Annotated in this window: 18 protein-coding genes and 1 pseudogene; 10 read left to right on the top strand and 9 right to left on the bottom strand. The window is 72.2% G+C overall.

Annotated elements, in window-relative coordinates; all coding sequences use genetic code 11:
• Positions 1–395 (top strand): annotated as a pseudogene (locus G5C51_RS24810) (DUF1343 domain-containing protein); the annotation flags it as partial.
• 4 nt (positions 396–399) lie between these two features.
• On the opposite strand, the gene G5C51_RS24805 reads toward G5C51_RS24810, so the two are convergent.
• Positions 400–780 (bottom strand): nuclear transport factor 2 family protein, encoded by a 381-nt coding sequence (locus G5C51_RS24805; protein WP_165240416.1) that lies wholly within the window; start codon positions 778–780, stop codon positions 400–402.
• Positions 781–879: 99 nt separating this feature from the next.
• On the opposite strand from G5C51_RS24805, the gene G5C51_RS24800 reads away from it, so the two are divergent.
• A complete protein-coding gene (locus G5C51_RS24800) occupies positions 880–1,530 on the top strand; it encodes a TetR/AcrR family transcriptional regulator (protein WP_165240415.1) in 651 nt (216 codons plus the stop codon).
• On the opposite strand, the gene G5C51_RS24795 is transcribed toward G5C51_RS24800, so the two are convergent.
• The gene (locus G5C51_RS24795) at positions 1,507–2,382 is read right to left on the bottom strand and encodes an alpha/beta hydrolase (RefSeq protein WP_165240414.1); all 876 of its coding nucleotides are present in this window, start codon (positions 2,380–2,382) and stop codon (positions 1,507–1,509) included. The two genes, G5C51_RS24800 and G5C51_RS24795, sit on opposite strands and share 24 nt — an antisense overlap.
• A 145-nt stretch (positions 2,383–2,527) precedes the next feature.
• Here G5C51_RS24795 and lacZ point away from each other — a divergent pair, with 145 nt between their 5' ends.
• Positions 2,528–5,686 (top strand): beta-galactosidase, LacZ type, encoded by a 3,159-nt coding sequence (gene lacZ / locus G5C51_RS24790; RefSeq protein ID WP_165240413.1) that lies wholly within the window; start codon positions 2,528–2,530, stop codon positions 5,684–5,686.
• On the opposite strand, the gene G5C51_RS24785 is transcribed toward lacZ, so the two are convergent.
• The gene (locus G5C51_RS24785; protein ID WP_165240412.1) at positions 5,662–6,237 is read right to left on the bottom strand and encodes a carboxymuconolactone decarboxylase family protein; all 576 of its coding nucleotides are present in this window, start codon (positions 6,235–6,237) and stop codon (positions 5,662–5,664) included. The two genes, lacZ and G5C51_RS24785, sit on opposite strands and share 25 nt — an antisense overlap.
• A 74-nt stretch (positions 6,238–6,311) precedes the next feature.
• Between G5C51_RS24785 and G5C51_RS24780 the strand changes: the two genes are divergently transcribed.
• On the top strand, positions 6,312–6,671 hold the full coding sequence (locus tag G5C51_RS24780) for a winged helix-turn-helix transcriptional regulator (RefSeq protein WP_165240411.1): 360 nt from the start codon (positions 6,312–6,314) through the stop codon (positions 6,669–6,671).
• On the opposite strand, the gene groEL is transcribed toward G5C51_RS24780, so the two are convergent.
• From groEL to G5C51_RS24755, 5 genes are all read right to left on the bottom strand, one after another.
• On the bottom strand, positions 6,668–8,290 hold the full coding sequence (groEL, locus tag G5C51_RS24775) for a chaperonin GroEL (RefSeq protein ID WP_165240410.1): 1,623 nt from the start codon (positions 8,288–8,290) through the stop codon (positions 6,668–6,670). The genes G5C51_RS24780 and groEL overlap by 4 nt on opposite strands.
• Entirely contained in the window at positions 8,287–9,516 is a 1,230-nt protein-coding gene (locus G5C51_RS24770; RefSeq protein WP_165240409.1) for a mannonate dehydratase, read from the bottom strand. Before G5C51_RS24770 ends, groEL begins: the two co-directional genes overlap by 4 nt.
• A 102-nt stretch (positions 9,517–9,618) precedes the next feature.
• On the bottom strand, positions 9,619–10,140 hold the full coding sequence (locus G5C51_RS24765; RefSeq protein ID WP_165240408.1) for an O-acetyl-ADP-ribose deacetylase: 522 nt from the start codon (positions 10,138–10,140) through the stop codon (positions 9,619–9,621).
• A gap of 28 nt (positions 10,141–10,168) precedes the next feature.
• Positions 10,169–10,750: a superoxide dismutase family protein gene (locus G5C51_RS24760; protein ID WP_165240407.1), complete on the bottom strand. Its 582-nt coding sequence runs from the start codon at positions 10,748–10,750 to the stop codon at positions 10,169–10,171.
• Positions 10,751–10,897: 147 nt separating this feature from the next.
• Positions 10,898–12,712, bottom strand: a complete 1,815-nt coding sequence (locus G5C51_RS24755; protein ID WP_165240406.1) for an ABC transporter ATP-binding protein — start codon at positions 12,710–12,712, stop codon at positions 10,898–10,900.
• 97 nt (positions 12,713–12,809) lie between these two features.
• Between G5C51_RS24755 and G5C51_RS24750 the strand changes: the two genes are divergently transcribed.
• From G5C51_RS24750 to G5C51_RS24740, 3 genes are all read left to right on the top strand, one after another.
• Positions 12,810–13,277 (top strand): MarR family winged helix-turn-helix transcriptional regulator, encoded by a 468-nt coding sequence (locus G5C51_RS24750; RefSeq protein WP_165240405.1) that lies wholly within the window; start codon positions 12,810–12,812, stop codon positions 13,275–13,277.
• Positions 13,278–13,298: 21 nt separating this feature from the next.
• On the top strand, positions 13,299–16,250 hold the full coding sequence (locus tag G5C51_RS24745; RefSeq protein WP_165240404.1) for an FAD-binding and (Fe-S)-binding domain-containing protein: 2,952 nt from the start codon (positions 13,299–13,301) through the stop codon (positions 16,248–16,250).
• 187 nt (positions 16,251–16,437) lie between these two features.
• Positions 16,438–17,841 (top strand): Gfo/Idh/MocA family protein, encoded by a 1,404-nt coding sequence (locus tag G5C51_RS24740; RefSeq protein ID WP_165240403.1) that lies wholly within the window; start codon positions 16,438–16,440, stop codon positions 17,839–17,841.
• Here the strand turns inward: G5C51_RS24740 and G5C51_RS24735 are convergent, their stop codons facing one another.
• The gene (locus G5C51_RS24735; protein ID WP_165240402.1) at positions 17,842–18,564 is read right to left on the bottom strand and encodes a L,D-transpeptidase family protein; all 723 of its coding nucleotides are present in this window, start codon (positions 18,562–18,564) and stop codon (positions 17,842–17,844) included.
• Between the two features lie 142 nt (positions 18,565–18,706).
• Between G5C51_RS24735 and G5C51_RS24730 the strand changes: the two genes are divergently transcribed.
• From G5C51_RS24730 to G5C51_RS24720, 3 genes are all read left to right on the top strand, one after another.
• A complete protein-coding gene (locus G5C51_RS24730; RefSeq protein WP_165240401.1) occupies positions 18,707–20,506 on the top strand; it encodes an ABC transporter transmembrane domain-containing protein in 1,800 nt (599 codons plus the stop codon).
• Positions 20,503–22,284 carry an ABC transporter ATP-binding protein gene (locus G5C51_RS24725; RefSeq protein ID WP_165240400.1) on the top strand — a complete coding sequence of 594 codons (1,782 nt, stop codon included), beginning with the start codon at positions 20,503–20,505 and terminating at the stop codon, positions 22,282–22,284. The genes G5C51_RS24730 and G5C51_RS24725 overlap by 4 nt, the downstream gene beginning before the upstream one ends.
• 72 nt (positions 22,285–22,356) lie before the next feature.
• Positions 22,357–22,795, top strand: a 439-nt coding sequence (locus G5C51_RS24720) for a hypothetical protein (protein WP_165240399.1), incomplete at its 3' end; no start/stop codon positions are given.

The raw sequence follows: 22,795 nt of genomic DNA, 5'->3' as shown, positions 1-22,795 counted from the left end.
GCGGCCCCTACCTGGACTACCACTACAGCGACCGCCTCAACGCCCTGAAACTGCCCGGCGTCACCTTCCGCGAGGCCTACTTCGTCCCCACCTTCAGCAAACACCAGGGCAAAACCTGCGCCGGCGTCCAGATCCACGTCACCGACCGACGCCGCTACCAACCCATCCCCACCGCCGTCGCCATGCTGGTCGAAGCGAAGAAATACGCCGCCTTCGAATGGCGCAAGGACGACGGGGACACCCAGCGCCCCTACTGGATCGACAAACTCTCCGGATCACCCCGGCTGCGCACCATGATCGACGACGGCACATCCGCGAACGACGTCGTCGCCGCCTGGGCCGACGAAGTCGCCACCTTCGAAGCCACCCGCCGCAAGTACCTCCTCTACCGCTAACCGCTCAGTACAGCTCCGAGAGATGCGCGCGACTGGCCGGCCGCTCGTACGGGTCCGGCCAGTAGTCCTCGATCTCGGATATCAGACCGTCCTCGGTGAAGGTGAAGAACGAGATCCCCGTGTCCGTCCCCGTCTCCCCAACCATCTCGAAGCGGATCCGGCTCACCGCCCGCCCCTCCCCCGCGACGAGGTCCTCCACCGCCAGGTGCCAGTCGCCGGGGAATTCCCGGTTGAACCGCACGACGGCCTCGCGCCCGCGCACCCGCTCGCGCGACTTCGGCGCCCGGTAGATCACGTCCTCGGCCAGCAGACCGGCGAAGACGTCCCACTCGCCCTTGTCGCACGCCGCCCAGAACCGCTCGATGGTTTCCCGCTCCTCAGCCATGCCGCCAAGTCTGCACCTCACCACTGACAACCGGCCGTCCTGAACCTGCACGACCGGACGGTCAGTAAACTGGACCCGCAGAGTCGAGGAGGCCGGTGCATGACCACAGCACGGACGGACGGGCGCGTAGCGCGCGGGAATGCCACCCGGCGCACGGTGCTGGCCAGGACCATGGAGATCGCCTCCGTCGAGGGCCTGGAAGGGCTGTCGCTCGGGCGCATCGCGAATGAGCTCAAGCTCAGCAAGAGCGGCGTCTTCGCGCTCTTCGGCTCGAAGGAGGAGCTGCAGCTGGCCACCATCAGGGCGGCCTCCTCGGTCTACGCGGAGCAGGTCGTCAAGCCCGCCGAGGCGCACCCGCCGGGCCTCGGCCGCGCGCTCGCCCTCGCCGCCTCCTGGTCGGCTTACTCCCGCACCCGCATCTTCCCCGGCGGCTGCTTCTTCTCCGGCGTCATCGCCGAGTTCGACGCCCGCAGCGGCCCGGTGCACGACGCGCTCCGGGACGCCCACCGCCAGTGGAACGACTACGTGGAGACCACCCTCCGCGAGGCCAAGGACGCCGGTGAGCTGACCGACGCCGCCGACCCCGCGCAGCTCGCCTTCGAGCTCATCTCGCTGCTGGAGTCCGCGAACCTCTATTCCGTGCTGCACGGCGAGGACTCCGCGTACGACCGCGCGGGCCGCGCCATCCTCGCCCGCCTGGCCGCCGTCGCCACCGACCCCGGGGCGCTACCGCCGCAGCTCGGCGCCTGACGGCGCCGTCACGAAGTCCAGCACCGCAGCCGCCGTATCGGCATCACGCAGGATCCGGTTGTGCCCGAGCCCGCGGGTCACGACGAGCCGGGCCCGGTCGCCGTACGCCGCCGCGACCCGCTCCGACAATTCGGCCGGAGCCCGTCGGTCGTCCGCGTCGTGGACGAGCAACACCTGCTCCACATTCACCTCTTCAGGGCGTACGGCCGACGAGAATCGCTCCCAGATGTCGCCCTCCAGCGGGAAGAGATAGTCGACGACGCGCCGCCGCACCTCGTCCTCGAGCCGCTCCCGCAGCCCCAGCTCCACCCGGAACTGCCGCACCAGATGCCCGAAGTCCGGGATTCCGGCAAGACTGACCAGCCGGTCCGCCGCGACCGCCCGCTCGCGCACCGCGAAGAACGCGGCCATCGCGCCGAAGGAGTGCCCGATCACGGCGTCGAAGCGGCCGTGCTCCGCGCCGAGCCGGCGCATGATCTCGCGGTACTCCAGGATCGTCATCTCCCGCCCGCCCGACGCCCCGTGCCCCGGCGCGTCGAAGGTCACGGGCGAATAGCCGGCCGACCGCAGCGCCGCGACATGCGCCGAGAAGTGCGCGGCCCGGGACTGCCAGCCGTGCACGAGCAGCACCGGCCGCTCGCCGTCGCCCCAGCAGTACGTCACCACGTTCTTGCCATTGACGGTGGTGCTGCCGTACCAGGCGGAAGCCATCAGCTCGCGCTCGTACGGACGCAGCCGGGGGCGCACCAGCGGGCGCCGGAAGAGGGCGAAGGCGGCCCGGCCGGCCAGGCGCGGGGCGGCGGACGAGGTGGCGTTCAGCGAGGTGCGCAGGAGTGCTGCCATGGCATTCATGCGGAGATAGTAGCACGATCGTTCGCTTAGTTTTCTTGAGCCGGAACCGGCCAACTGGACGACGCCGACCGCGAGATGGGTTGATAGGCCAAGGTCGCTGTTCGAGCATGGGGCACCCTGTTGCCTTTCGTTCGGAGCTGGACGCATGCGCATCCCCCTGAGCCGCCGAGGGTTCCTCGCCGCCTCCGCCCTGGCCGGATGGGCCGCTTACGCCGCCCAGAAGGATGCCTTCACCGCCGCCGCGCCGCAGCCGGCCGACGACCCCTGGCGCAACTCCCCCGGCACCGTCCAGATCGGCCGCGAACCCGCCCGCGCCCAGCTCATCCCGTACGCCGGCGCCGCGGCGGCCCGCGCCGGCGGGCCCGCGGCCGACTCGCCGTACCACCGCTCCCTCAACGGCACCTGGCGCTTCCACTGGGCCGAAACGCCGGACGGCCGCCCCGCCGGCTTCGAGGCACCGGGCTTCGACGACGGGGGCTGGGACGAGCTGCCGGTGCCCGCCAACTGGGAGCAGCACGGCTACCGCGAGCCGATCTACCTCAACATCCCGTATCCGTGGACCGGTTACGAGAAGCCCGAGCCGCCGGCCGTGCCGGAGAAGTTCAACCCCGTCGGCTCGTACCGCCGCACCTTCACCGTGCCGAAGGGCTGGCGCGGGCGCCGGACGCTGATCTCCTTCCAGGGCGTGAAGTCCGCCTTCTTCGTCTGGCTGAACGGCACCCGTGTCGGCTACAGCGAGGACAGCTACACCCCGGCCGAGTTCGACCTCACCGACCATCTGAAGGACGGCACGAACACCCTTGCCGTGCAGGTCTTCCGCTGGTCGGACGGCAGCTGGCTGGAGGACCAGGACATGATCGACGTGTCCGGGATCTTCCGCGACGTGTACCTGTACTCCGTACCGGCGCTCCACCTGCACGACCTCGAGGTGCGCACCGCGCTCGACGCCGCCTATCGAGATGCGGAGCTGAAGGTCACCGCGGTGCTGCGCGATCAGGGGGACGGCGGCACGTCCGGCCATCGCGTCCGCTGCACCCTCCTCGGCCCGGACGGCGGCGAGGTGGCCTCCCGTACGGCGGACGCGGTCTTCGACGGGGACCGGGCGACCGTGGAGCTGGCCGCCGAAGTCGCCGCTCCCAGGAAGTGGTCGGCGGAGGAACCGCACCTGTACGCGCTGGTCACCGAGGTGCTCGACGGCGACCGCACGGTCGAGGCGCACCGCACCCGGGTCGGCTTCCGGGAGATCGCGTGCGGCCCGGGGGCGTTCACGGTCAACGGCAAGCCGATTCTCCTCAAGGGCACCAACCGGCACGACAACCACCCGGACCACGGCCAGGCGGTGCCGCGCGAGCGCCTGCTCGAGGACGTCCTGCTGATGAAGCGGCACAATCTCAACGCGCTCCGCACCGCGCACTATCCGGCCGACGCGCGGCTGCTGGATCTGTGCGACGAATACGGCCTGTACGTCATCGGCGAGACCAACCTCGAGTCCCACGAGATCCGCGACCGCTTCCCGGCCGGCCTGCCGGATTGGACCGAGTCCTGCGTCGACCGCATCCGCAGCATGGTCGAACGCGACAAGAACCACCCGTGCGTCGTCGCCTGGTCGCTGGGCAATGAGGCGGGCGCGGGCGGCAACTTCACGGCGATGGCCGACTGGGCGCACGACCGCGACCCGTCCCGGCCGGTGCACTACGAGGGCATGAACTCCGTGGCCGACATGGAGAGCCGCATGTACGCCAAGCCCGACGAGGTGGCGGCGTACGGCAAGTCGGGGAATCCGAAGCCCTTCATCCTCTGCGAGTACGCCCACTCGATGGGCAACTCCACCGGCAATCTGCGGGAGTACTGGGACATCATCGAGGCGTACGACAACCTCCACGGCGCCTTCATCTGGGACTTCGCGGACCAGACGCTGCGCCGCCCGGTCCCCGGCGGCATCGCCGGCAGCTATCTCTCCTACGGCGGCGACTGGGTGCCCGGCTATCCCACCGACGGCAACTTCTGCTGCAACGGCATCGTCCGCGGCGACCGCGAGCCGAGCCCGGCGCTGCTGGAGGTGAAGAAGGTCTACCAGTACGTGCGGGTGAGCTCGGACGACGCAGGCTCGGGGACGGTCAAGGTCGCCAACCGCCAGCTCTTCAAGGACCTCGGCGACTACGAGCTGCGCTGGGAGGTCACCCGCGACGGCAAGCGGGTGCAGGCCGGGGCGCTGCCCGCGCCCGAGGTCGAGCCGGGCGCGGAGGCCGACGTAAAACTGCCGATCGAGGCGCCCGAAGATCCGCCCGCGGGGGCCGAGTACTGGCTCAATGTGCGGTTCGCGCTGCGCGCCGACGCGCCCTGGGCGCGGGCCGGGCACATCGTCGCCACCGAGCAGCTGGCGCTCCCCTGGGGCCGGCCCGCGCCCGCCGACCCGGGCGCGGGCGGGCTGCCCGAACTCGACGTCGAGGAGACCGACGCGAAGGTGACCGTCACCGGGCGGGACGTCGAAGTCGTACTCGACAAGGCCACCGGCGCCCTCTCCTCGTACCGCGCCGGCGGCCGTGCGCTGCTGGCCGAGGGCCCGGTGCCGAACTTCTGGCGCGGCCCGACCGACAACGACATCGGCCGCGACGCCCACACCAAGCTGCGCACGTGGCGCGACGCGGGGACCAAGCGCAAGGTCGACGAGGTGACGACCGAGCAGCCGTCCGCGTCCGAGGTGACGATCGAGGTCGCCTGCACGCTGCCGACCGAACCCGCCACGTCGCGCTGGACCACCGTCTTCACCATCCGCGGCGACGCCACCGTCCTGGTCCGCCACACCCTCACCCCGGGCGCGGGCCTGCCCGACCTCCCGATGGTGGGCGCGCTGCTCACCCTCCCGGCGGGGCACGAGGACTTCCGCTGGTACGGGCGCGGCCCGCAGGAGAACTTCCAGGACCGTAAGACGGCGGCCTTCGTCGGCAGTCACCGCAGCACGGTCGCCGGGCAGTTGCACGCCTACGTACGGCCGCAGCAGACCGGCAACGTCACGGACGTCCGCCGCGCGACCGTGACCGACGGGCGGGGCGCGGGTCTCGCGGTACGCGCCGAGGGCGAGCATCTGCTGGAGCTGAGCGCGCTGCACTTCACCCCGCACGATCTCGACGGCCCGGGGCATCCGTACGAGCTGCGGGCCCGCGAGGAGACGGTGCTCGGCGTGAACCACCGGCAGATGGGCGTCGGCGGCAACGACTCCTGGGGCGCGCCGCCGCTGGAGAAGTATCTGCTGCACGCCGACCGTGCGTACGCGTACGCCTACCGGCTCTGCCCGGCGGACTGAGGGAAGGGGGCGGCCCAGGGCTCGCCCTCGAGCCGCAGGCCGTTGGCGAGGTAGCTGATGGTGCGGTACCAGCCGGCCAGGACGAGGAGTTCGAGGAGCTGCGGCTCGTCGTAGTGCTCGCGCAGGGCGTCCCAGGCCGGGGCCGACAGCTGCGCGCCGTCGTGGAGTTCGTCGACGGCGCGCAGCAGTGCGGTGTGCCGCGGCGGCCACTGCGCGTCGGCCGTGGGGTCCGGTGCGGCGGTGGCCCGCAGCTGCTCCGGGGTGAGCCCGACCTCCTCGGCGTATACGGCGGCGTGCACGCCCCACTCGTACGCGCACCCGGCGCGGGCGGTCACGCGCGCGATGACGACCTCGCGGTCGGCGGCCGGGAGCAGCCCGTGGGCCAGTAGCCCGGCGCCCAGGCGGAACATGCGGGAGGCCAGCTCCGGGTTCCGGTGCAGGACCCGGAAGAGGGCCAGGGGTTCGTGGGTGACGTCCGGCGGCATCCAGCGCCGCAGGGATTCGGCGATCTCGGGCGGGTACGGCGGGACGAGCGGTTCGATGCGGGGCATGCACTCCTCCTCTGCTTCTCTTTCCGAAGCACTATGCTGATGCTTCGGAAAAAGAAGCGCAAGGGAGGAAGTGCATGACAGCCGGAACACCGCGGCCGGGGACGCCCGTACGCGGCTCCGAGACGGGCCGCCCGGTCATGGCGGCCCTCGACCTGATCGGCCGCCGCTGGACACTGCGCATCCTGTGGGAGCTGCACCAATCCCCCGCCGGCTTCCGCGAGTTGCAGCGCCGCTGCGAACGCATGTCCTCCAGCGTCCTCAACACCCGCATCCGCGAACTCACCGAAGCCCGCCTCATCACCCCACACGGCGACGGCTACGAACTCACCGCCCTCGGCGCCGACCTGGTCACGGCGCTGGGCCCGCTCTCCGCCTGGAGCCACCGCTGGGCCCACGAGACCGGCACCGAGCCGCAAGAGAGCCGATCACCCTAGGCGTGGTGGTGGCCGTGGCCGCGGCGGCGCCAGCTCACTGCGTCCGGGTCGGCGGGGCGGTGGTTCACGACGAGGCCGCCGGCGGTGAGGAGCAGGCCCGCCACCGAGGCCGCGTTGTGCAGGGCCGTGCGCGGCACTCGGACCGGGTCCAGCACGCCGGCCGCGGCGAGGTCGCACCAGCGGTCCGTCGCCGCGTCCCAGCCGTGACCGGCGGGGGCCATCGCGGCGCGGGCCGCGAGGTGGGCGCCGTCCATGCCTGCGGCCGCGGCAATCCGGCGCAGCGGCGCCGCCAGCGCGGCCCGTACGGTCAGCACGCCGGTGCGCTCGTCCCCGGCAAGCGCGAGGCCGTCCTCCAGGGCCGCCGCGGCGCGGAGCAGCGCGGTGCCGCCGCCGGGGACGGTCCCCTCGGCGGCCGCCGCTCGCGCCGCCGCCACCGCGCCGGTGATCCGCTGCCTGCGCTCCGCCCCTTCCGTATCCGAGTCCGCCCCCACCTTGAGCACGCAGAGCCCGCCGGTGAGCCGCGCCAGCCGCTGCTCGAGCACCTCGCGGTCGAAGGCGTCCGTGGCCGTACGCAGGGAGCGCTCCAGGTGTGCCACCCGCCCCCGCACCGCCTCCGGCGCGCCCGCGCCACCCGTCACCGTCGTGGTCGTCCTGGTGACCACCACCCGCGCCACGTCGCCCAGTTCGGCCGGTGTGACCCGCTCCAGCGGCAGGCCCTTCTCCGGCGTCACCACCTGCCCGCCGGTCAGCGCGGCGAGGTCCTCCAGGTGGGTGCGGCGCCGGTCGCCCAGCGCCGGCGCCTCGACCGCGGCGCACAGCAGCGTGCCGCGCAGCCGGTTCATCACCAGTGCGGCCAGCACGTCTTGCCGCAGCCCGCCCGCGACGACCAGCAGCGGCCGGCCGGTGGCGGCGACGCGGTCCAGGACCGGGAGCAGCGCGTCGAGCGACTCGATCGTGCCGGGGTGCAGCAGCACGTACGCGTTCTCCAGCACCGCCTCGCCCTGCTCCGGGTGGGTCATCATCAGCGGGCTGAGGAAGCCCCGGTCGAGCACGAAGCCATCCGTGAACTCCGCCTCCACGCCCGGCACATGGGCCGTCTCGACGGTGACGGCGCCCTGTGGCCCGGTCTTCGCGCAGGCCCGCGCGATCACCTCGCCCCACTCCCGGTCGCCCGCCGCGGCGGCGGCCACCAGCGCCATCTCCTGCTCGCCTGACATCGGCCGCGCGGCACCGTCCAGGTGGGCCACGACCGCCGCCACCGCCGCGTCCATGCCCCGCCGCAGCGCCGCCGGATGGGCGCCGGCCGCGACCGCGCGCATCCCGGCGGCGACCAGCGCCTGGGTCAGCACGATCGTGGTGGTGGTGCCGTCGCCCACGGCCGCCCGGGTGCGCTCCGCGGCCTCGCGTACGAGCGCCGCGCCGAGGTTGGCGTACGGATCCGCGAGCTCGACCGCCGCCGCCACCGTGGCGCCGTCCGCCGTCACCACCGGGCCGTCCGCGCCGCCGATCACCACGCGGCGGCCGCTGGGGCCCAGGGTGACCCGCGCGGCGTCCGCGACCGCGTCCACGCCGCGCCGCAGGGCGGCCCTGGCGTCGGCCTCGAAGAGCAGCCCGGTCACCCGAGCCCGCCGCCCTTCCGGCCGCGCTCCATGATCAGGGCGGCCTGCATCATGGCGCGGGCGTAGCCGGTGTCGTACAGCTCGCCGCCGTGGCCGCCGCCGCCCACGTCCTTGTACTGGTTGTCCTCGATGGAGCCGTTCTCGCGGTCGAAGTCCAGCGCCCGCGGATGCTCGGCGAGGATGCCCCGCGGGTAGCCGGCGCGCACCAGCTGCCGCATGAAGCCGAACATGTCGGTCTCGCCGGTGTCCGGGAAGACCTCGGCGTACTTCACCCGCGGCTCGTCCACCCGGACGTTGCGGTAGTGGATGTGATTGACCCGGTCCTTGGCGCACATCCAGCGCAGGAACTCGACCGAGTCGAAGCCGACTTCCGCGGTCACGCCCGCGTGCACGGTCATGCCGTTGGCCGGGCTGTCGACCGTCTCCACCATCCGCTTCCAGTCCGCGACCGAGCCCATGATCTGCGGGTTGCCGCGACTGACCGCGGCCGGCGGGTCGTTGGGGTGCACGGCCATCCGCACGCCGGCCTCCTCGGCGACCGGCATCACCTCGCGCAGGAAGTGCTCGTAGTGCTCCCACAGCTCCTCACGGGTGAAGGCGGGTACGCCGTCGGGGCGCGGCAGGTCGCGGACCTTCACCCCGTCGACCTCGTGGTCGAGGTCGAAGGCGGTGTAGCCGGCGCCGGGCCGGTCGCCCTCGTCGATCTCCTCGTAATAGCCCTCGAAGAGGCGGTGGACGTACCAGTTGTACTCGACCACCGGGATGCCGGCCTCGCCCGCCGCCTTCAGGGAGGTCTTGATGTCCTCGATGGCCTTGTCCCGGCCGTCCTCGCCGCGCACCACCGCGTCCGGGGCGCTGATCAGATACGCGGTGACGTGCATGCCCTGGTCCTCGAGCCGCTCCCGGTCGGCCGTCAGCTCGGCCGCCTTCCAGGGGACTTCGGGTACGTCGGTGACCAGCGCGCCGGTGATGCCCGCCTGCCGCCAGCGGCGGACCGTCGCCTCGTCGGGGTTGCGGGACATCCACTGGCACAGCTTCGGGGTGTCGGCGCCCTCGCGTACCTCGTCCGGCCACTTCAGCTGGGGAAACGGGGCCGTGGCGGCACTCTCCGCGGCCTGGGCGGCGCCCCCGCCGAGGCCGACCCCGGCGGCGGTCGCGGCGGCCACGGTCGAGCCGGCCTTCAGGAATGTGCGCCGTGAACTGGCGCCCGGATATCCGTCGTTCATGGAGCGGATCCCTCCGATGCGTCGATGCGGACGCGTCGGAGTCGAGCACAGGATGCGGTCAGCCGTCAGTTCTCATCCGAGAGGGGAATGAGGGCCATTCGCTTACGCGCCCCCGATCAGCTCGGCATAGGTGTCGTACGCCATCTGGTCGAAGAGCACGAAACGCACCTCGTCGAAGGCGCTCTTGTCGACCGCCTCCTGCACCGCCCCCACCGCGATCCGCGCGGCATCGGCCACCGGCCAGGAGAAGATCCCGGTGGAGATGGCGGGGAAGGCGACGGTACGGGCGCCCAGTTCACGGGCCACCGCCAGCGAATTGCGGTGGCAGGCGGCGAGCAGGTCCGAGCGGTCCTGCTCGGCGGACCACACCGGGCCGACCGTATGGATCACCCAGCGTGCCGGGAGCTGCCCCGCGGTGGTGGCGACGGCCTCCCCGGCCGGCAGCCCCTTCCCGTAATGGGAAGCGCGCAGCGCCCGGCACTCCTCGAGGATGCGCTTGCCGCCCTTGCGGTGGATGGCGCCGTCCACTCCCCCGCCGCCGAGGAGGGACGAGTTGGCGGCGTTGACGATCGCGTCGACGTGCTGCTCGGTGATGTCGCCGCGGACTGCCGTGATGACCCTCATGGGCGTACGTTAACCCGCCGCATCCGGCCTACTCGAAGGGCACGTTGAAGCAGGCCAGCCGGTCGCCGGCAGTGCCCGCCTCGCCGTCCTTGGTGGAGGTGTGGTGCTCGTGCAGGATCACCGACTGGGCCTCGCCCTTGCGGAAGCGCCACTGCTGTTCCGCGGTGGCGCCGCCGGAGCCGCCGTCGTCGGTCGTCATGTCCAGCCAGACCTCGTTCTTCCGGTTGGCGTACTGCGGGTCGACCGAGGGCGTCTCCGGGTCCTTCTTGTCCTGGTAGTGCGGGCCCGCGTCGTCGCCCTTGGCGCCGCACTTGCCGGTGTGCACGTGCACGCCGAACATCCGGTTCTTCTCCAGCCCGTGCACCGCCACCACGACCTTGGTGCTGTCGGCCGCGGCGCTCTCGACCACCGCGATACGGGCGTCCTCGGGCACCAGCCCGGGGGCGTACGTCACGGCGTCCTCGCCGGAGTCCGCGGCGGAGAACTCGGCGGTCCGTACCACCCACACGTCGTCCTGCGCGGCGGCCGGCTGCACCCAGCCGAGCGTCGCGAAGACGGTCGCTCCCACGGTCACGGCGGCTATCCGTACGGTCGAGGGCCTGGTCACCATCGCTGTCACTCCCTTGCCGGCTGATCCTTACTTCTCAGCTTCGGCGGGCGCGGGAGGCGCGGCATCGCGGCCCGTGGGGGCCGTGGGCCGTTCGGGTGACCTGCCCGGGGGCCGGCGGGCTCTCAGACCGTGACCATCGGCAGGCTCTCAGACCGTGACCGCCGGCTGCGTCCGCGCGTCGCGGCGGACCAGCTCCGCGTAGCGGCCGTCGGCGGCGAGGAGCTCGTCGTGGGTGCCCAGTTCGGCCACGTGGCCGCCGTTGAGCACGGCGATCTGGTCGGCGTCGCGGATGGTGGACAGGCGGTGCGCGATGGTGATCGTCGTACGGCCCGCGGACAGCTCGTCGATGGCCTGCTGGACCGCCAGCTCGGTGCGGGTGTCCAGGGCGCTCGTCGCCTCGTCCAGGATCAGCACCGGCGGGTCGCGCAGGATCGTCCGGGCGATGGCCAGGCGCTGCTGCTCGCCGCCCGAGAAGCGGTAGCCGCGCTCGCCGACGAGGGTGTCGTAGCCGTCCGGGAGCGAGGCGATGTGGTCGTGGATCTGGGCGGCCTTGGCCGCGCCGATGAGCTCCGCGTCGGTGGCGTCCGGCTTGGCGAAGCGGAGGTTGTCGGCGACCGAGGCGTGGAAGAGGTACGTCTCCTGGGAGACCACGCCGACCGCGGCCGCGAGGGTGTCGAAGGAGAGGTCGCGGACGTCGGTGCCGTCGATGGTGACCCGGCCGGAGGTGGCGTCGTAGAGGCGGGGCACCAGATGGCCGAGCGTCGTCTTGCCGGATCCGGTGGCGCCGACGACGGCCAGCGAACTGCCGGCCGGGACGGTGAGGTCGATGCCGCGGAGGGTGTCGGCGGCGGCGTCCGGCTCGTAACGGAAGCCGACCTGCTCGAAGCGGACGTCGCCGCGGACCTTGTCGAGCGGCACCGGGTGCGCCGGCTCCTCGATGTCGGCCTTGAGGTCGAGGTATTCGAAGATGCGCTGGAAGAGCGCGAGGGACGTCTGCACCTGCACGCCGGTCGACAGCAGGCTGACGGTCGGGCGGAAGAGGCCCTGCTGCAGCGAGACGAAGGCGACGACGGTGCCGAGGGAGATCCCGGGGCCGCCGACGGACATGGCGACGCCCGCGGCCCAGTAGATGACGGCGGGCATCGCGGCCATGACGACGCCGATGGTGGCCATGCGCCAGCGGCCCGCCATGTTGGAGCGCACCTCGAGGCCGACGAGCTGGTGGGACTCGTCCGCGAAGGACTGGGTCAGGGAGTCGGCGCGGCCCATGGTGCGGCCGAGGAGGATGCCGCTGACCGACAGCGACTCGGTCACCTGCGCGGCCATGGCGGCCATCTGCTTCTGCTTCTGCGAGGTGATCTTCTTGCGCTCGCGGCCGACCTTGCGGCTGATCCAGACGAAGAGCGGGAGCAGCAGCAGGGAGACGAGGGTGAGGCGCCAGTCGAGGGCGAGCATGGCGACGACGGTGGCGATGACGCTGGTGGCGTTGGAGACGATCGACGTCGCGGTGGACGTGACGGTGGCCTGCATGCCGCCGATGTCGTTGGCGATCCGGGACTGCACCTCGCCGGTGCGGGTCTTGGTGAAGAAGGCGAGCGGCATGCGCTGCAGCTGCGCGTAGACGCCGGTGCGCAGGTCGTGCATGACGCGCTGGCCGACGGTGGTGGAGATGAGGGTCTGCAGGACGCCGAAGACGCCGCCGAGGACGGCGGCGACGATCATGCCGAGCGCGAGCAGGCTGAGCAGCCCCGTGCGGCCCTCGGGGATCGCGGTGTCGAGGATCTCCTTGAGCAGGAAGGGCGTGGCGACCGAGACCAGGGACGCGGCGGCGACCAGCAGGCCGACGAGCGCGAGCCGGGCGCGGTACGGACGGAAGAGGCGGAGGATGCGGCGGACCTGGGCCGGCTGCTCGGGGTCGGGTTCCGGCGGGGTCCACTCGGGGGTGTGGTCGTGGCGGGGCATGTGCCTCCAGGATCGGGGAAGGTGACAGCAGGACATACCGAGCGTAGCTCATACTTACCTACGCTCACAATGAGCTAGGTCCTGATACGCTCAACGCATGCCCTCGACCGATTCTTCCGCCGCCGCGCAGGCGGGCGCCGACTCCGCCGTGGCCGACCAGCTGCTGAGCCTGACGCGCCGGCTGCACCGCGCGCAGAAGCGGCACTTCGAACCGCTCGGCATGACGCCCGCCCAGTCCCGGCTGCTGCGCACGGTCGAGCACTACGACACCCCGCCGCGGATGGCCGATCTGGCCGCCCGCCTGGAGGTGGTCCCCCGGGCCGTCACCACCCTGGTCGACGCCCTGGAGGAGCACGGCGCCGTCCGCCGCGCCCCCGACCCGTCGAACCGGCGCGTCATCCGCATCGAGCTCACCGGCGAGGGCCGCGCCATACTCCTCAAGCTGCGCGCCGCGCGCCGCGCCGCCGCGGAGGACATCCTGAAACCCCTGACCGCTCGGCAGCGCGAGCAGCTGGGAGGACTACTCTCCACATTGGTCGAACGACCGGACGACCACCGCTGCTGAGCCGACGCCGAGGAGCCGCCGATGCCGCCCCTGCTGGAACCCAAGCCGGGTGCGCTCCGCCCGTCCGCCACGCCGGGTCCGGCGCCGGACCGGGTCTTGGACGAGCAGGCCGGCGGCACGCCCGAGCCCCTGAAGGGCGACCTGACGGCGCTGCTCGGCGCGGACAAGGTGCTCACGAAGGTCTCGGACCTGGTGCGCTACGCCTCCGACGCGAGCCCGTACCGCTTCGTGCCGCAGGTCGTCGTGGTCGCCGAGACGGCCGAGGACGTCGCCGCCGTGTTCCGGTACGCGCACGAGCACGGCCGCAAGGTGGTCTTCCGGGCCGCGGGGACCTCCCTCAACGGGCAGGCGCAGGGCGAGGACATCCTCGTGGACGTGCGCCGGCACTGGTCCGGGATCGAGGTCGAGGCAGGTACGGACGGCGGGGTGCGGGCGCGCATCCAGCCGGGCACGACCGTCGTACGGGCCAATGCCACCCTCGCGCGGCACGGGCGGGTGCTCGGTCCCGACCCGGCGAGCGCGATCGCGTGCACGCTGGGCGGGGTGGTGGCGAACAACGCATCCGGGATGACGGCGGGCACGACGCGCAACTCGTACCGGACGCTGGCCTCGCTCACCTTCGTGCTGCCGTCGGGCACGGTGGTGGACACGGCGGCGCCGGACGCGGACGAGCGGCTGGCGGCGGCCGAACCGGAGCTGTGCGCGGGGCTGCTGGCGCTGAAGTCGGAGATCGAGGCGGACGCGGAGCTGGTCGCCCGGATCCGCGCCAAGTACGAGATCAAGAACACCAACGGCTACCGGCTCGACGCCTTCCTCGACGGGACGACGCCGGTGCAGATCCTGCGCGGGCTGATGGTGGGCTCGGAGGGCACGCTCGGCTTCATCGCGGAGACCGTCTTCGACGCGCTGCCGCTGCACCGGCTCACGTCGAGTGCACTGCTCTTCTTCCCGACGCTGCAGGCGGCCGCCGCTGCCGTGCCGCTCTTCAACGAGAGCGGTGCTCTCGCCGTGGAGCTGATGGACGGGAACACCCTGCGCGCCTCGGTGAGCGTCGCCGGCGTGCCCGCCGACTGGGCGGCGCTCCCAAAGGAGAGCACTGCTCTCCTCGTGGAGTACCGCGCTCCCGACGAGGAAGCACTGGCCGCATACGAGAGCACCGCTCTCGCCCTCCTCGACGGCCTGGACCTGATCACCCCCGTCGCCTCCATCGACAACGAGTTCACCCGCGACCCGAAGAAGATCGCCGGCTACTGGAAGGCCCGCAAGGCGTTCGTCACCGCCGTCGGCGGCTCCCGCCCCGCCGGCACCACCCTGATCACAGAGGACTTCGCCGTCCCGCCGTCCCGACTTGCCGACGCCTGCGAGGAGTTGCTCGCGCTGCAGGCCAAGCACGGCTTCGACGCCGCCGTCGCCGGCCACGCCGCGCACGGCAACCTGCACTTCCTCCTCGCCTTCGACGCCGCCAAGCCGGCCGACGTCGACCGCTACGCCGCCTTCATGGACGACTTCTGCACCCTCACCGTCGAGCGCTTCGACGGCTCCCTGAAGGCCGAGCACGCCACCGGCCGCAACATCGCCCCCTTCCTCGAACTCGAATGGGGCGAGCGCGCCACCACCCTCATGTGGCGCATCAAGGAGCTCATCGACCCGCACACCATGCTCGCCCCGCGCGTCCTCCTCGACCGCGACCCCAAGGCCCACCTCCGCGGCCTGAAGACCATCCCGAAGGTCGAGCTGGTCGCCGACCCGTGCATCGAGTGCGGCTTCTGCGAGCCGACCTGCCCGAGCAAGGACCTCACCACCACACCCCGGCAACGCATCGTGCTGCGCCGCGAGATGATGCGGCAGCCAGGCGGCAGCGGCAGCGGCCAGAGCCAGAACCCCGTCACCGCCGAGCTCCTCGACGCCTACGGCTACGACGCCGTCGACACCTGCGCCGGCGACTCCACCTGCAAGCTGGCCTGCCCCGTCGGCATCGACACCGGCCAGATGATGAAGGACTTCCGCCACCAGCGGCACTCCAGGCGCGAGGAGCGCATCGCCACCACAACGGCCCGCCGCTTCAAGCTCGTCGAGCGCTCCGCCCGCCTCGCCGTGGCCGCCGCCGACAAGATCAGCGACCGCCTGCTCGCCTCCGCGACCGGGCTCGCCCGCAAGGCCGTCCGCCCCGACCTGGTCCCCGAGTGGCTCCCAGAGATCCCCGGCCCGGCCGCCCGCGGCCTGCCGTCCACCCGCCGCGCCGACGCCGTCGCCGTCTACTACCCGGCCTGCGTCAACCGCATCTTCGGCAGCCCGGGCGACGCCTCCCTCGCCGAGGCCGTCGTCGCCGTCTCCCGCCGCGCCGGAAGGCCCGTCTGGATCCCCGACGACGTCACCGGCACCTGCTGCTCCACCATCTGGCACTCCAAGGGCTACGAGGCCGGCACCCGCCTGATGGCCAACCGCATCATCGAGGCCGCCTGGGCCTGGACCGCCGGCGGCAAGCTCCCGCTCGTCGTCGACGCCTCCTCCTGCACCCTCGGCATCGCGCACGAGGTCGTCCCGTATCTCACCGAGGAGAACCTGAAGCTGCACGCGCAGCTCACCGTCCTCGACTCGATCGTGTGGGCCGCCGACGAGCTCCTCCCCCACCTGGCCGTCACCTCCACCGTCGGCTCCGCCGTCGTCCACCCCACCTGCTCCATGCGCCACCTCGGCGACGAGGCGCAGCTCCGGGCCGTCGCCGAGGCGGTCGCGGACGAGGTGGTCGTCCCCGACGACGCGGGCTGCTGCGCCTTCGCCGGCGACCGCGGCATGCTGCACCAGGAGCTCACCCGCTCCGCGACCGCCCGCGAGGCGGCCGAGGTGACCTCACGCCCGTACGACGCCCACCTCTCCGCCAACCGCATGTGCGAGGTCGGCATGGACCACGCCACCGGGCGCAGTTACTACTCCGCGCTGCTCGCTCTGGAGCGGGCCACGCGGCCGCGCTGAAGCCGGCGCCTTAAGCCGGCGCCTTAAGCCGGCACCTGAACCCGCCACACTGCTCGCGCATGCTTCGTTTCCGCCAAGTCCAAGCATTCGCGCGCAGAATCCATGCACAACCCCTTGCGCACCACGCGCCCCAACGACCAGGGTCCTGAGTCGAGTTCACGTTTTGGATCTCGACTCGGGAGGCGCAATGCGCGACGAACAGGGCTTCAGCCGGCGTTCCGTCATACGGGGGGCGGGTGCGGCCGGCGCCGGCCTCGGCCTCGGCGGCCTGGCCACCGGCAGGGCCGCCGCCGCGGACGCCGACGCCGGCAGCGCGTCGGGCAGCACCGCCGCCGCTCCGCCCCCGCAGGGCAAGACGATGATCAACGTCCCGTTCGAGAAGCGTGCCAAGGTCCGGGTCGGCATCATCGGCCTCGGCAACCGCGGCGGCGGCATGATCGACCTCTTCCTCGCCATCCCCGGCGTCCAGGTCACCGCGCTCTGCGACCCGGTGAAGGACAAGACCGAGGCGGCCGCCAAGAAGGTCACCGACGCGGGCCAGCCGGCACCCGCCACCTACGTCAAGGGCGACCACGACTTCGAGAAGCTCTGCGAGCGCACCGATGTCGACTTCGTCTACGTCGCCACACCCTGGGACTGGCACTTCGAGATGGCCAAGTCCGCGATGCTGAACGGCAAGCACGTCGGCGTCGAGTGCCCGATCGCGATGGAGCTCGGCCAGCTCTGGGAGCTCGTCGACCTCTCCGAGAAGACCCGCCGGCACTGCATGCAGCTGGAGAACTGCTGCTACGGCAAGAACGAGATGCGGGTGCTGCGGATGGCCCATGAGGGCCTGTTCGGCGACCTGTTGCACGCCGCCGGCGCGTACAACCACGACCTGCGCGGCCTGATGTTCGACCCGGACTACTACGAGGGCCCGTGGCGCCGGCTCTGGCACACCCGCCTCAAGGGCGACCTCTACCCGAACCACGGCTTCGGCCCGACCGCCAATTACATGGACGTCAACCGCGGCGACCGGGTCACCCACATCTCCAGCTTCGGCACCCCGGCGCTCGGCCTCGCCGAGTACCGCAAGGCGAACATGCCGCCGGGCGACCCGAGCTTCAAGGAGACGTACATCGAGTCGGACCGCACCATCAGCCTGGTCCAGACGGCCAAGGGCCGGGTTATTCGCCTCGAACACGACGTCTCCACGCCGCACCCCTACAGCCGCATCAACTCCCTCGGCGGCACGAAGGGCGTCTTCGAGGACTACGAGCCGCGCATCTACCTGGAGCCGGGCCACACCGACGACAAGTGGCATGACTTCGAGGAGTTCGCCTCGTACGACCACTGGCTCTGGAAGGAGCACGCCAACCCGCCCGGCGGCCACGGCGGCATGGACTACATGATGGTCTTCCGCGTGATGCAGTGCATGCAGCTCGGCCTGGTCCCGGACTTCGACGTCTACGACGCGGTGACCTGGACCTCGCCGGTGCCGCTCAGCCACCTGTCCATCAAGGCGAACGGCGCCCCGCAGGAGATCCCGGACTTCACCCGCGGCCTGTGGAAGGAGAAGCGCTCGGGCGTGGACTCGGAGAAGCCCGCCTGATCAACTCTCGAGGAGCGACGCCCGGTCGCCCATCACGGCGACCGGGTGCTGCTTCGGGTCGAGGGTGCGCAGCAGCGTCGTCATCGCGTCCTTCGACAGGGATACGCACCCCGACGTCCCGCTGCCGTGGTCCAGATGGAACCAGATCCCGCCGCCCTTCTTCTGCCCCTGCGGCCGGGTCGGGTCGATCGGGGAGCGGCCCTTGACGCGGTTGTAGTCGATGGCGAGGACCAGGTCGAAGTCGTGCCAGTGGGTCTTCGGCCAGTAGCGCGGCGCGGTGAAGGCGCCCGACCGCGAGTACGGCAGCTTCGCGCCCGGGTCGGCGAGCACGCCGCCCGCGTCGGAGAGCGTGAAGACGCCGACCGGGCTGCGCTTGTCGCCCTCGCGGTGGTCAGGGGTCCAGCCGCGCTTGCCGTTGTGCGCGGCCCAGCGGTGCTCGGCGCGCCACTTCGAGCCCTGCTTTTCGTACAGCACGACGGTCGAGCTCGCGGAGTCCGGGCCCTTGCCGTAGACGGCGACGAGCTGCCGGGACTCCTTCGGTACCCGGCCGTACATGGCCTTCCCGACGCCGGGCAGCGGCCGCGCGGCCGCCGCGGCCGCCTTCGGGTCGCGCTTCTTCCCGGACCCGGACCCGGATCCGCCGCCCTCGTCCGCGGCTCCGCAGCCGGCGACCAGCGCCAGGCCGAGCAGGGCCGAGGAGATCCGTATGACGCCAATCCGCATACGATCCATCGTCGCACCCGCCCCGATCGACCGCCGCGGCGCCCGGCACAAAACCACTTGAACTGAATCCCCCAAAACGCGAACCTTGGTCGGCTCACCATTCGAGCCTCCATCCCGAAACCGAACCGACCTTTGGTGTGTCATGCATCTTCGCGACCTTCCGCATCCGGACCCCGGCGACCCCGATGTCCGGAACGGATTCCGCTACCTGGTCTGGCTGGGGCGCATGCAGCTCCGCGGCCAGGCGGCGTCGCTGCTCTGGGGCCTGGTGTGGATGCTGCCCATCGGCCTGCTGCCGATTCCGATCGGCATGGCCGTGCAGGCGGTGGTCGACAAGGACGGCGGCCGGCTGGCCCTCGCCGGCGGGCTGCTGCTCGTCCTCGGTGTGCTGCTCACGCTCGGCGACAGCATGCTGCACAAGGCAGCGGTCACCAACTGGCTGGTCGCCGCCTCCCGCACCCAGCAGCTGCTGGCCCGCAAGGCCGCCGAGCTCGGCTCGGTGCTGACCCGGCGGGTGGCGGCGGGCGAGGTGGTCGCGGTGTCGACCGGCGACGTGGAGAAGATCGGCTGGTTCGTCGAGTCCTTCTCGCGTTGTACGGCGGCGCTGGTGTCCGCGGTGGTCGTGTGCGTCAGCCTGCTCTTCTACGCCCCCGAGCTGGGCCTCGTCGTCGCGCTCGCGCTGCCGCTGCTGGCGCTGGCCCCGCTGCCGCTGCTGCCGAAGGCGGCCCGCCGGGCCGACGAGCAGCGCGCGAAGGCGGGCCGGGCCACCGAGCTGGCCTCCGACACGGTGGCGGGCCTGCGGGTGCTGCGCGGCATCGGCGGCGAGGAACTGTTCCTGTCCCGCTACCGCTCGGCCTCCCAGGAGGTCCGGCAGGCGGCGGTGAAGAGCGCCCGGATGTGGGCGCTGATCGCCGCGCTGCAGCGGGCGCTGCCGGGTCTGCTGCTGATCTCGGTGGTCTGGTACGGGGTGTCCCTCGCTCGCGACGGCCGGATCTCGGTGGGCGAGCTGGTGACCGTGTACGGCTCGGTGACCTTCCTGCTGATGCCGCTGCAGCACTTCGCCGAGATCGCGATGGCGTACTCCTTCTCCAAGCCCTCGGCCAAGCGCGCGGCGCGGGTGCTGGCGCTGCAGCGCAGCACGTCCGGGACGGGCGCGGAGCCGGCCGCCCCGGGCGGCGACCTGGTCGACCCGGCCAGCGGCGTGGACGCCCCGGCCGGGCTGCTGACCGCGGTGGTGTGCGGCGACCCGGACACCGCCGGACGGCTGGCGGAGCGGCTCGGCGGGCATCCGGCGGAGGCCGGCGACGAGGAGTCGGCCCTGCTCGGCGGGGTGGCGCTCGACGAGCTGCCGCTGGGGCGGGCACGGGCCCAGGTGCTCGTACAGGACAAGGACCCGGTGCTGCTGTCCGGGACACTCGCCGAGCTCCTCGACGTGCCGTCGTCGGGGAAGGTGAGCGCCACCGCCGCGCTGGATGCCGCCCAGTGCGGAGACGTGCTCGCGGCCCTGGCGCAGGCGTCGGCGGACGACTCGGGCGACCCGATGCGTACGCACATCACCGAGAAGGGCCGGTCGCTCTCCGGCGGCCAGCGGCAGCGGCTCGCGCTGGCCAGGTCGCTGGTGACGGACCCGGAGGTGCTGGTCCTCGACGAGCCGACCTCGGCGGTGGACTCGCACACCGAGGCCCGGATCGCCGAGGGTGTGAAGCGGCTGCGGGCGGGCCGTACGACCGTGGTGTTCACGTCCAGTCCGCTGCTGCTGGACCGCGCGGACCGGGTGGTGCTCGTGGCGGACGGCAAGGCCGCCGCCGTGGGGCGGCACCGCGAACTGCTGCACGCCGAGCCGGAGTACCGCGCGGTGGTCACCCGCGAGACCGAGGAAGAGCAGGCGGTGGCGCTGCGCGCGGCACTGGACAAGATCGACGAGCTGGAGGAGACGGCATGATCGGGGTGAAACCGCCGGAGTACGACCCGGCCGCACCCACGACCGCGACCACCCTCCCGGTCGGCTCGGGCAGGACCGTGAGCGGTTACGTGCGCGAGCTGATCGGGCGGCACCGGCGCGCCTTCATCGTGCTGGTGGCCGTGAACGCGATCGCCGTCGTCGCCTCCATGGCCGGGCCCTGGCTGCTCGGCCAGGTGGTGGAGCGGCTGTCGGAGGGCGAGACCGAGCTGCATCTGACCCGCACCATCGTGATCTTCGCGGTGGCGCTGGTGGTGCAGGCGGTCTTCGTACGCGAACTGCGGCTGCGCGGCTCGATGCTGGGCGAGCGGATGCTGGCGGACCTGCGCGAGGACTTCCTCGTCAGGTCCGTAGGGCTGCCGCCCGGCGTGCTGGAGCGGGCCGGCACCGGTGACCTGCTGTCCCGTATCACCACGGACATCGACCGGCTCGCGAACGCCATGCGCGAGGCGGTGCCGCAGCTGACCATCGGCGTGGTGTGGGTCGGGCTGCTGCTCGGCGCGCTCACGGTCACCGCACCGCCGCTCGCCATCGCGGTGGTGCTGGCGGCGCCGGTGCTGCTGTTCGGCTGCCGCTGGTACTTCAAGCGGGCGCCGAGCGCGTACCGCTCGGAGGCGGCGGGCTATGCGGCGGTGGCCGCGGCGCTGACGGAGACGGTGGAGGCCGGCCGTACGGTCGAGGCGCACGGCCTGGGCGAGCGGCGGGTCGGCTTCTCCGACACCCGGATCCGGCAGTGGCTGGGCTGGGAGCGCTACACGCTCTACCTGCGCTGCATGTTCTTCCCGGTCTTCAACGCCACCCACCTGGTGATCATGGGGTCGGTGCTGATGCTCGGCGGCTGGTTCGTCCTCGAGGGCTGGATCAGCGTCGGCCAGCTGACCACGGGCGCGCTGCTGGCGCAGATGCTCGCGGAGCCGGTCGGGATGATCCTGCGCTGGTACGACGAGCTGCAGGTGGCCGGGGTGTCGATGGCCCGGCTCGTGGGCGTACGCGAGATCGAGGCGGACGCGGGCGACGGGCGGCTGCGGCCGGAGGGCCGCGACGTGCACGCCGACGACGTGCGCTTCGGCTACCGCGAGGGCGTCGACGTGCTGCACGAGGTCTCGATGCAGGTGCCGCAGGGCACCCGGCTCGCGCTCGTCGGCCCGTCGGGCGCGGGCAAGTCGACGCTGGGCCGGCTGCTGGCGGGCATCTACTCCCCGCGCCGCGGCGAGATCACCCTCGGCGGCGCGGAGCTGGCCCGGATGCCGGCGGAGCGGGTACGGGAGCACGTGGCCCTGGTCAACCAGGAGCACCACGTCTTCGTCGGCTCGCTGCGCGACAACCTGCGGCTTGCCCGCGAGGGGGCCACGGACGCCGAACTGTGGGCGGCCCTGGGCGCGGTCGACGCGAACGACTGGGCCGGCGGCCTGGACGACGGCCTCGACACCGAGGTCGGCTCCGGCGGCTTCGCCCTGACCCCGGCGCAGGCCCAGCAGATAGCCCTGGCCCGGCTGGTCCTCGCGGACCCGCACACGCTCGTACTGGACGAGGCCACGTCCCTCCTGGACCCGCGCGCGGCGCGGCACCTGGAGCGGTCGCTGGCGCGGGTGCTGGACGGCCGGACCGTGGTGGCGATCGCGCACCGGCTGCACACGGCGCACGACGCGGATGTCATCGCGGTGGTCGAGGACGGACGGATCAGCGAGCTGGGTTCGCATGACGAACTAGTGGCGGCGGACGGCGCGTATGCGGCGCTGTGGAGGTCGTGGCACGGATAGCCGCGCGGCGCGGGTCCGCTGAACTATCGTGGGTGACCTTCGAGAAGAGCGGATGCGCGGCAAGGGGGAGCGTTGGACGCGGAGTTGGCCGGACTGGCGGCGGCATCGGTGACTTGGGTCGCGTCTCTGGACGACTCCGCGTGGGACGCGGTCCGCGACCGCCTCGCCCGGGTGCTGGCGGCCGACGGCCGCGAAGGCGAGGAGGCGGCCGCCGGAGACCTGGACGAGCTGCGTTCCGAGCTCCGCACCGCGCGGCGCGAGGCGGACGCCGCGTCCGTCGCTGAGGCCGAGGCCGTGCTGCGGATGCGGCTGCTGCGAGCTGTTGTCGCGCGCCCGGAAGCGGCAGACGAGCTGCGGGCGCTGCTGGAGGAGCCGCGGCCCGAGGGGACCGTCGAGCCACGGAACGTGATCATCAGCGGTTCCTCTCAGGGGACTGTGGTGCACGGCGGCACTGTCTCGGGCAACATCCACTTCGGCGGCGACCAGCACCAGGCCAGCACCCCACCCGGCC

The sequence above is a fragment of the Streptomyces coryli genome, from assembly GCF_011044975.1.
Taxonomy (GTDB): domain Bacteria; phylum Actinomycetota; class Actinomycetes; order Streptomycetales; family Streptomycetaceae; genus Streptomyces; species Streptomyces coryli.
The sequence above is the reverse complement of the archived record's forward strand: the minus strand, read 5'-3'. Positions and strand labels throughout refer to the sequence as shown.

Excerpts from the sequence above, each read along its gene's own strand:
- lacZ (WP_165240413.1), top strand. The coding sequence starts at position 2,528 with ATGCGCATCCCCCTGAGCCGCCGAGGGTTCCTCGCCGCCTCCGCCCTG.
- G5C51_RS24740 (WP_165240403.1), top strand. The coding sequence starts at position 16,438 with ATGCGCGACGAACAGGGCTTCAGCCGGCGTTCCGTCATACGGGGGGCG.
- G5C51_RS24795 (WP_165240414.1), bottom strand. The coding sequence starts at position 2,382 with ATGAATGCCATGGCAGCACTCCTGCGCACCTCGCTGAACGCCACCTCG.
- G5C51_RS24780 (WP_165240411.1), top strand. The coding sequence starts at position 6,312 with ATGACAGCCGGAACACCGCGGCCGGGGACGCCCGTACGCGGCTCCGAG.
- G5C51_RS24745 (WP_165240404.1), top strand. The coding sequence starts at position 13,299 with ATGCCGCCCCTGCTGGAACCCAAGCCGGGTGCGCTCCGCCCGTCCGCC.
- G5C51_RS24785 (WP_165240412.1), bottom strand. The coding sequence starts at position 6,237 with ATGCCCCGCATCGAACCGCTCGTCCCGCCGTACCCGCCCGAGATCGCC.
- G5C51_RS24755 (WP_165240406.1), bottom strand. The coding sequence starts at position 12,712 with ATGCCCCGCCACGACCACACCCCCGAGTGGACCCCGCCGGAACCCGAC.
- G5C51_RS24735 (WP_165240402.1), bottom strand. The coding sequence starts at position 18,564 with ATGCGGATTGGCGTCATACGGATCTCCTCGGCCCTGCTCGGCCTGGCG.
- G5C51_RS24765 (WP_165240408.1), bottom strand. The coding sequence starts at position 10,140 with ATGAGGGTCATCACGGCAGTCCGCGGCGACATCACCGAGCAGCACGTC.
- G5C51_RS24805 (WP_165240416.1), bottom strand. The coding sequence starts at position 780 with ATGGCTGAGGAGCGGGAAACCATCGAGCGGTTCTGGGCGGCGTGCGAC.
- G5C51_RS24750 (WP_165240405.1), top strand. The coding sequence starts at position 12,810 with ATGCCCTCGACCGATTCTTCCGCCGCCGCGCAGGCGGGCGCCGACTCC.
- G5C51_RS24725 (WP_165240400.1), top strand. The coding sequence starts at position 20,503 with ATGATCGGGGTGAAACCGCCGGAGTACGACCCGGCCGCACCCACGACC.
- G5C51_RS24800 (WP_165240415.1), top strand. The coding sequence starts at position 880 with ATGACCACAGCACGGACGGACGGGCGCGTAGCGCGCGGGAATGCCACC.
- G5C51_RS24770 (WP_165240409.1), bottom strand. The coding sequence starts at position 9,516 with ATGAACGACGGATATCCGGGCGCCAGTTCACGGCGCACATTCCTGAAG.
- G5C51_RS24730 (WP_165240401.1), top strand. The coding sequence starts at position 18,707 with ATGCATCTTCGCGACCTTCCGCATCCGGACCCCGGCGACCCCGATGTC.
- G5C51_RS24760 (WP_165240407.1), bottom strand. The coding sequence starts at position 10,750 with ATGGTGACCAGGCCCTCGACCGTACGGATAGCCGCCGTGACCGTGGGA.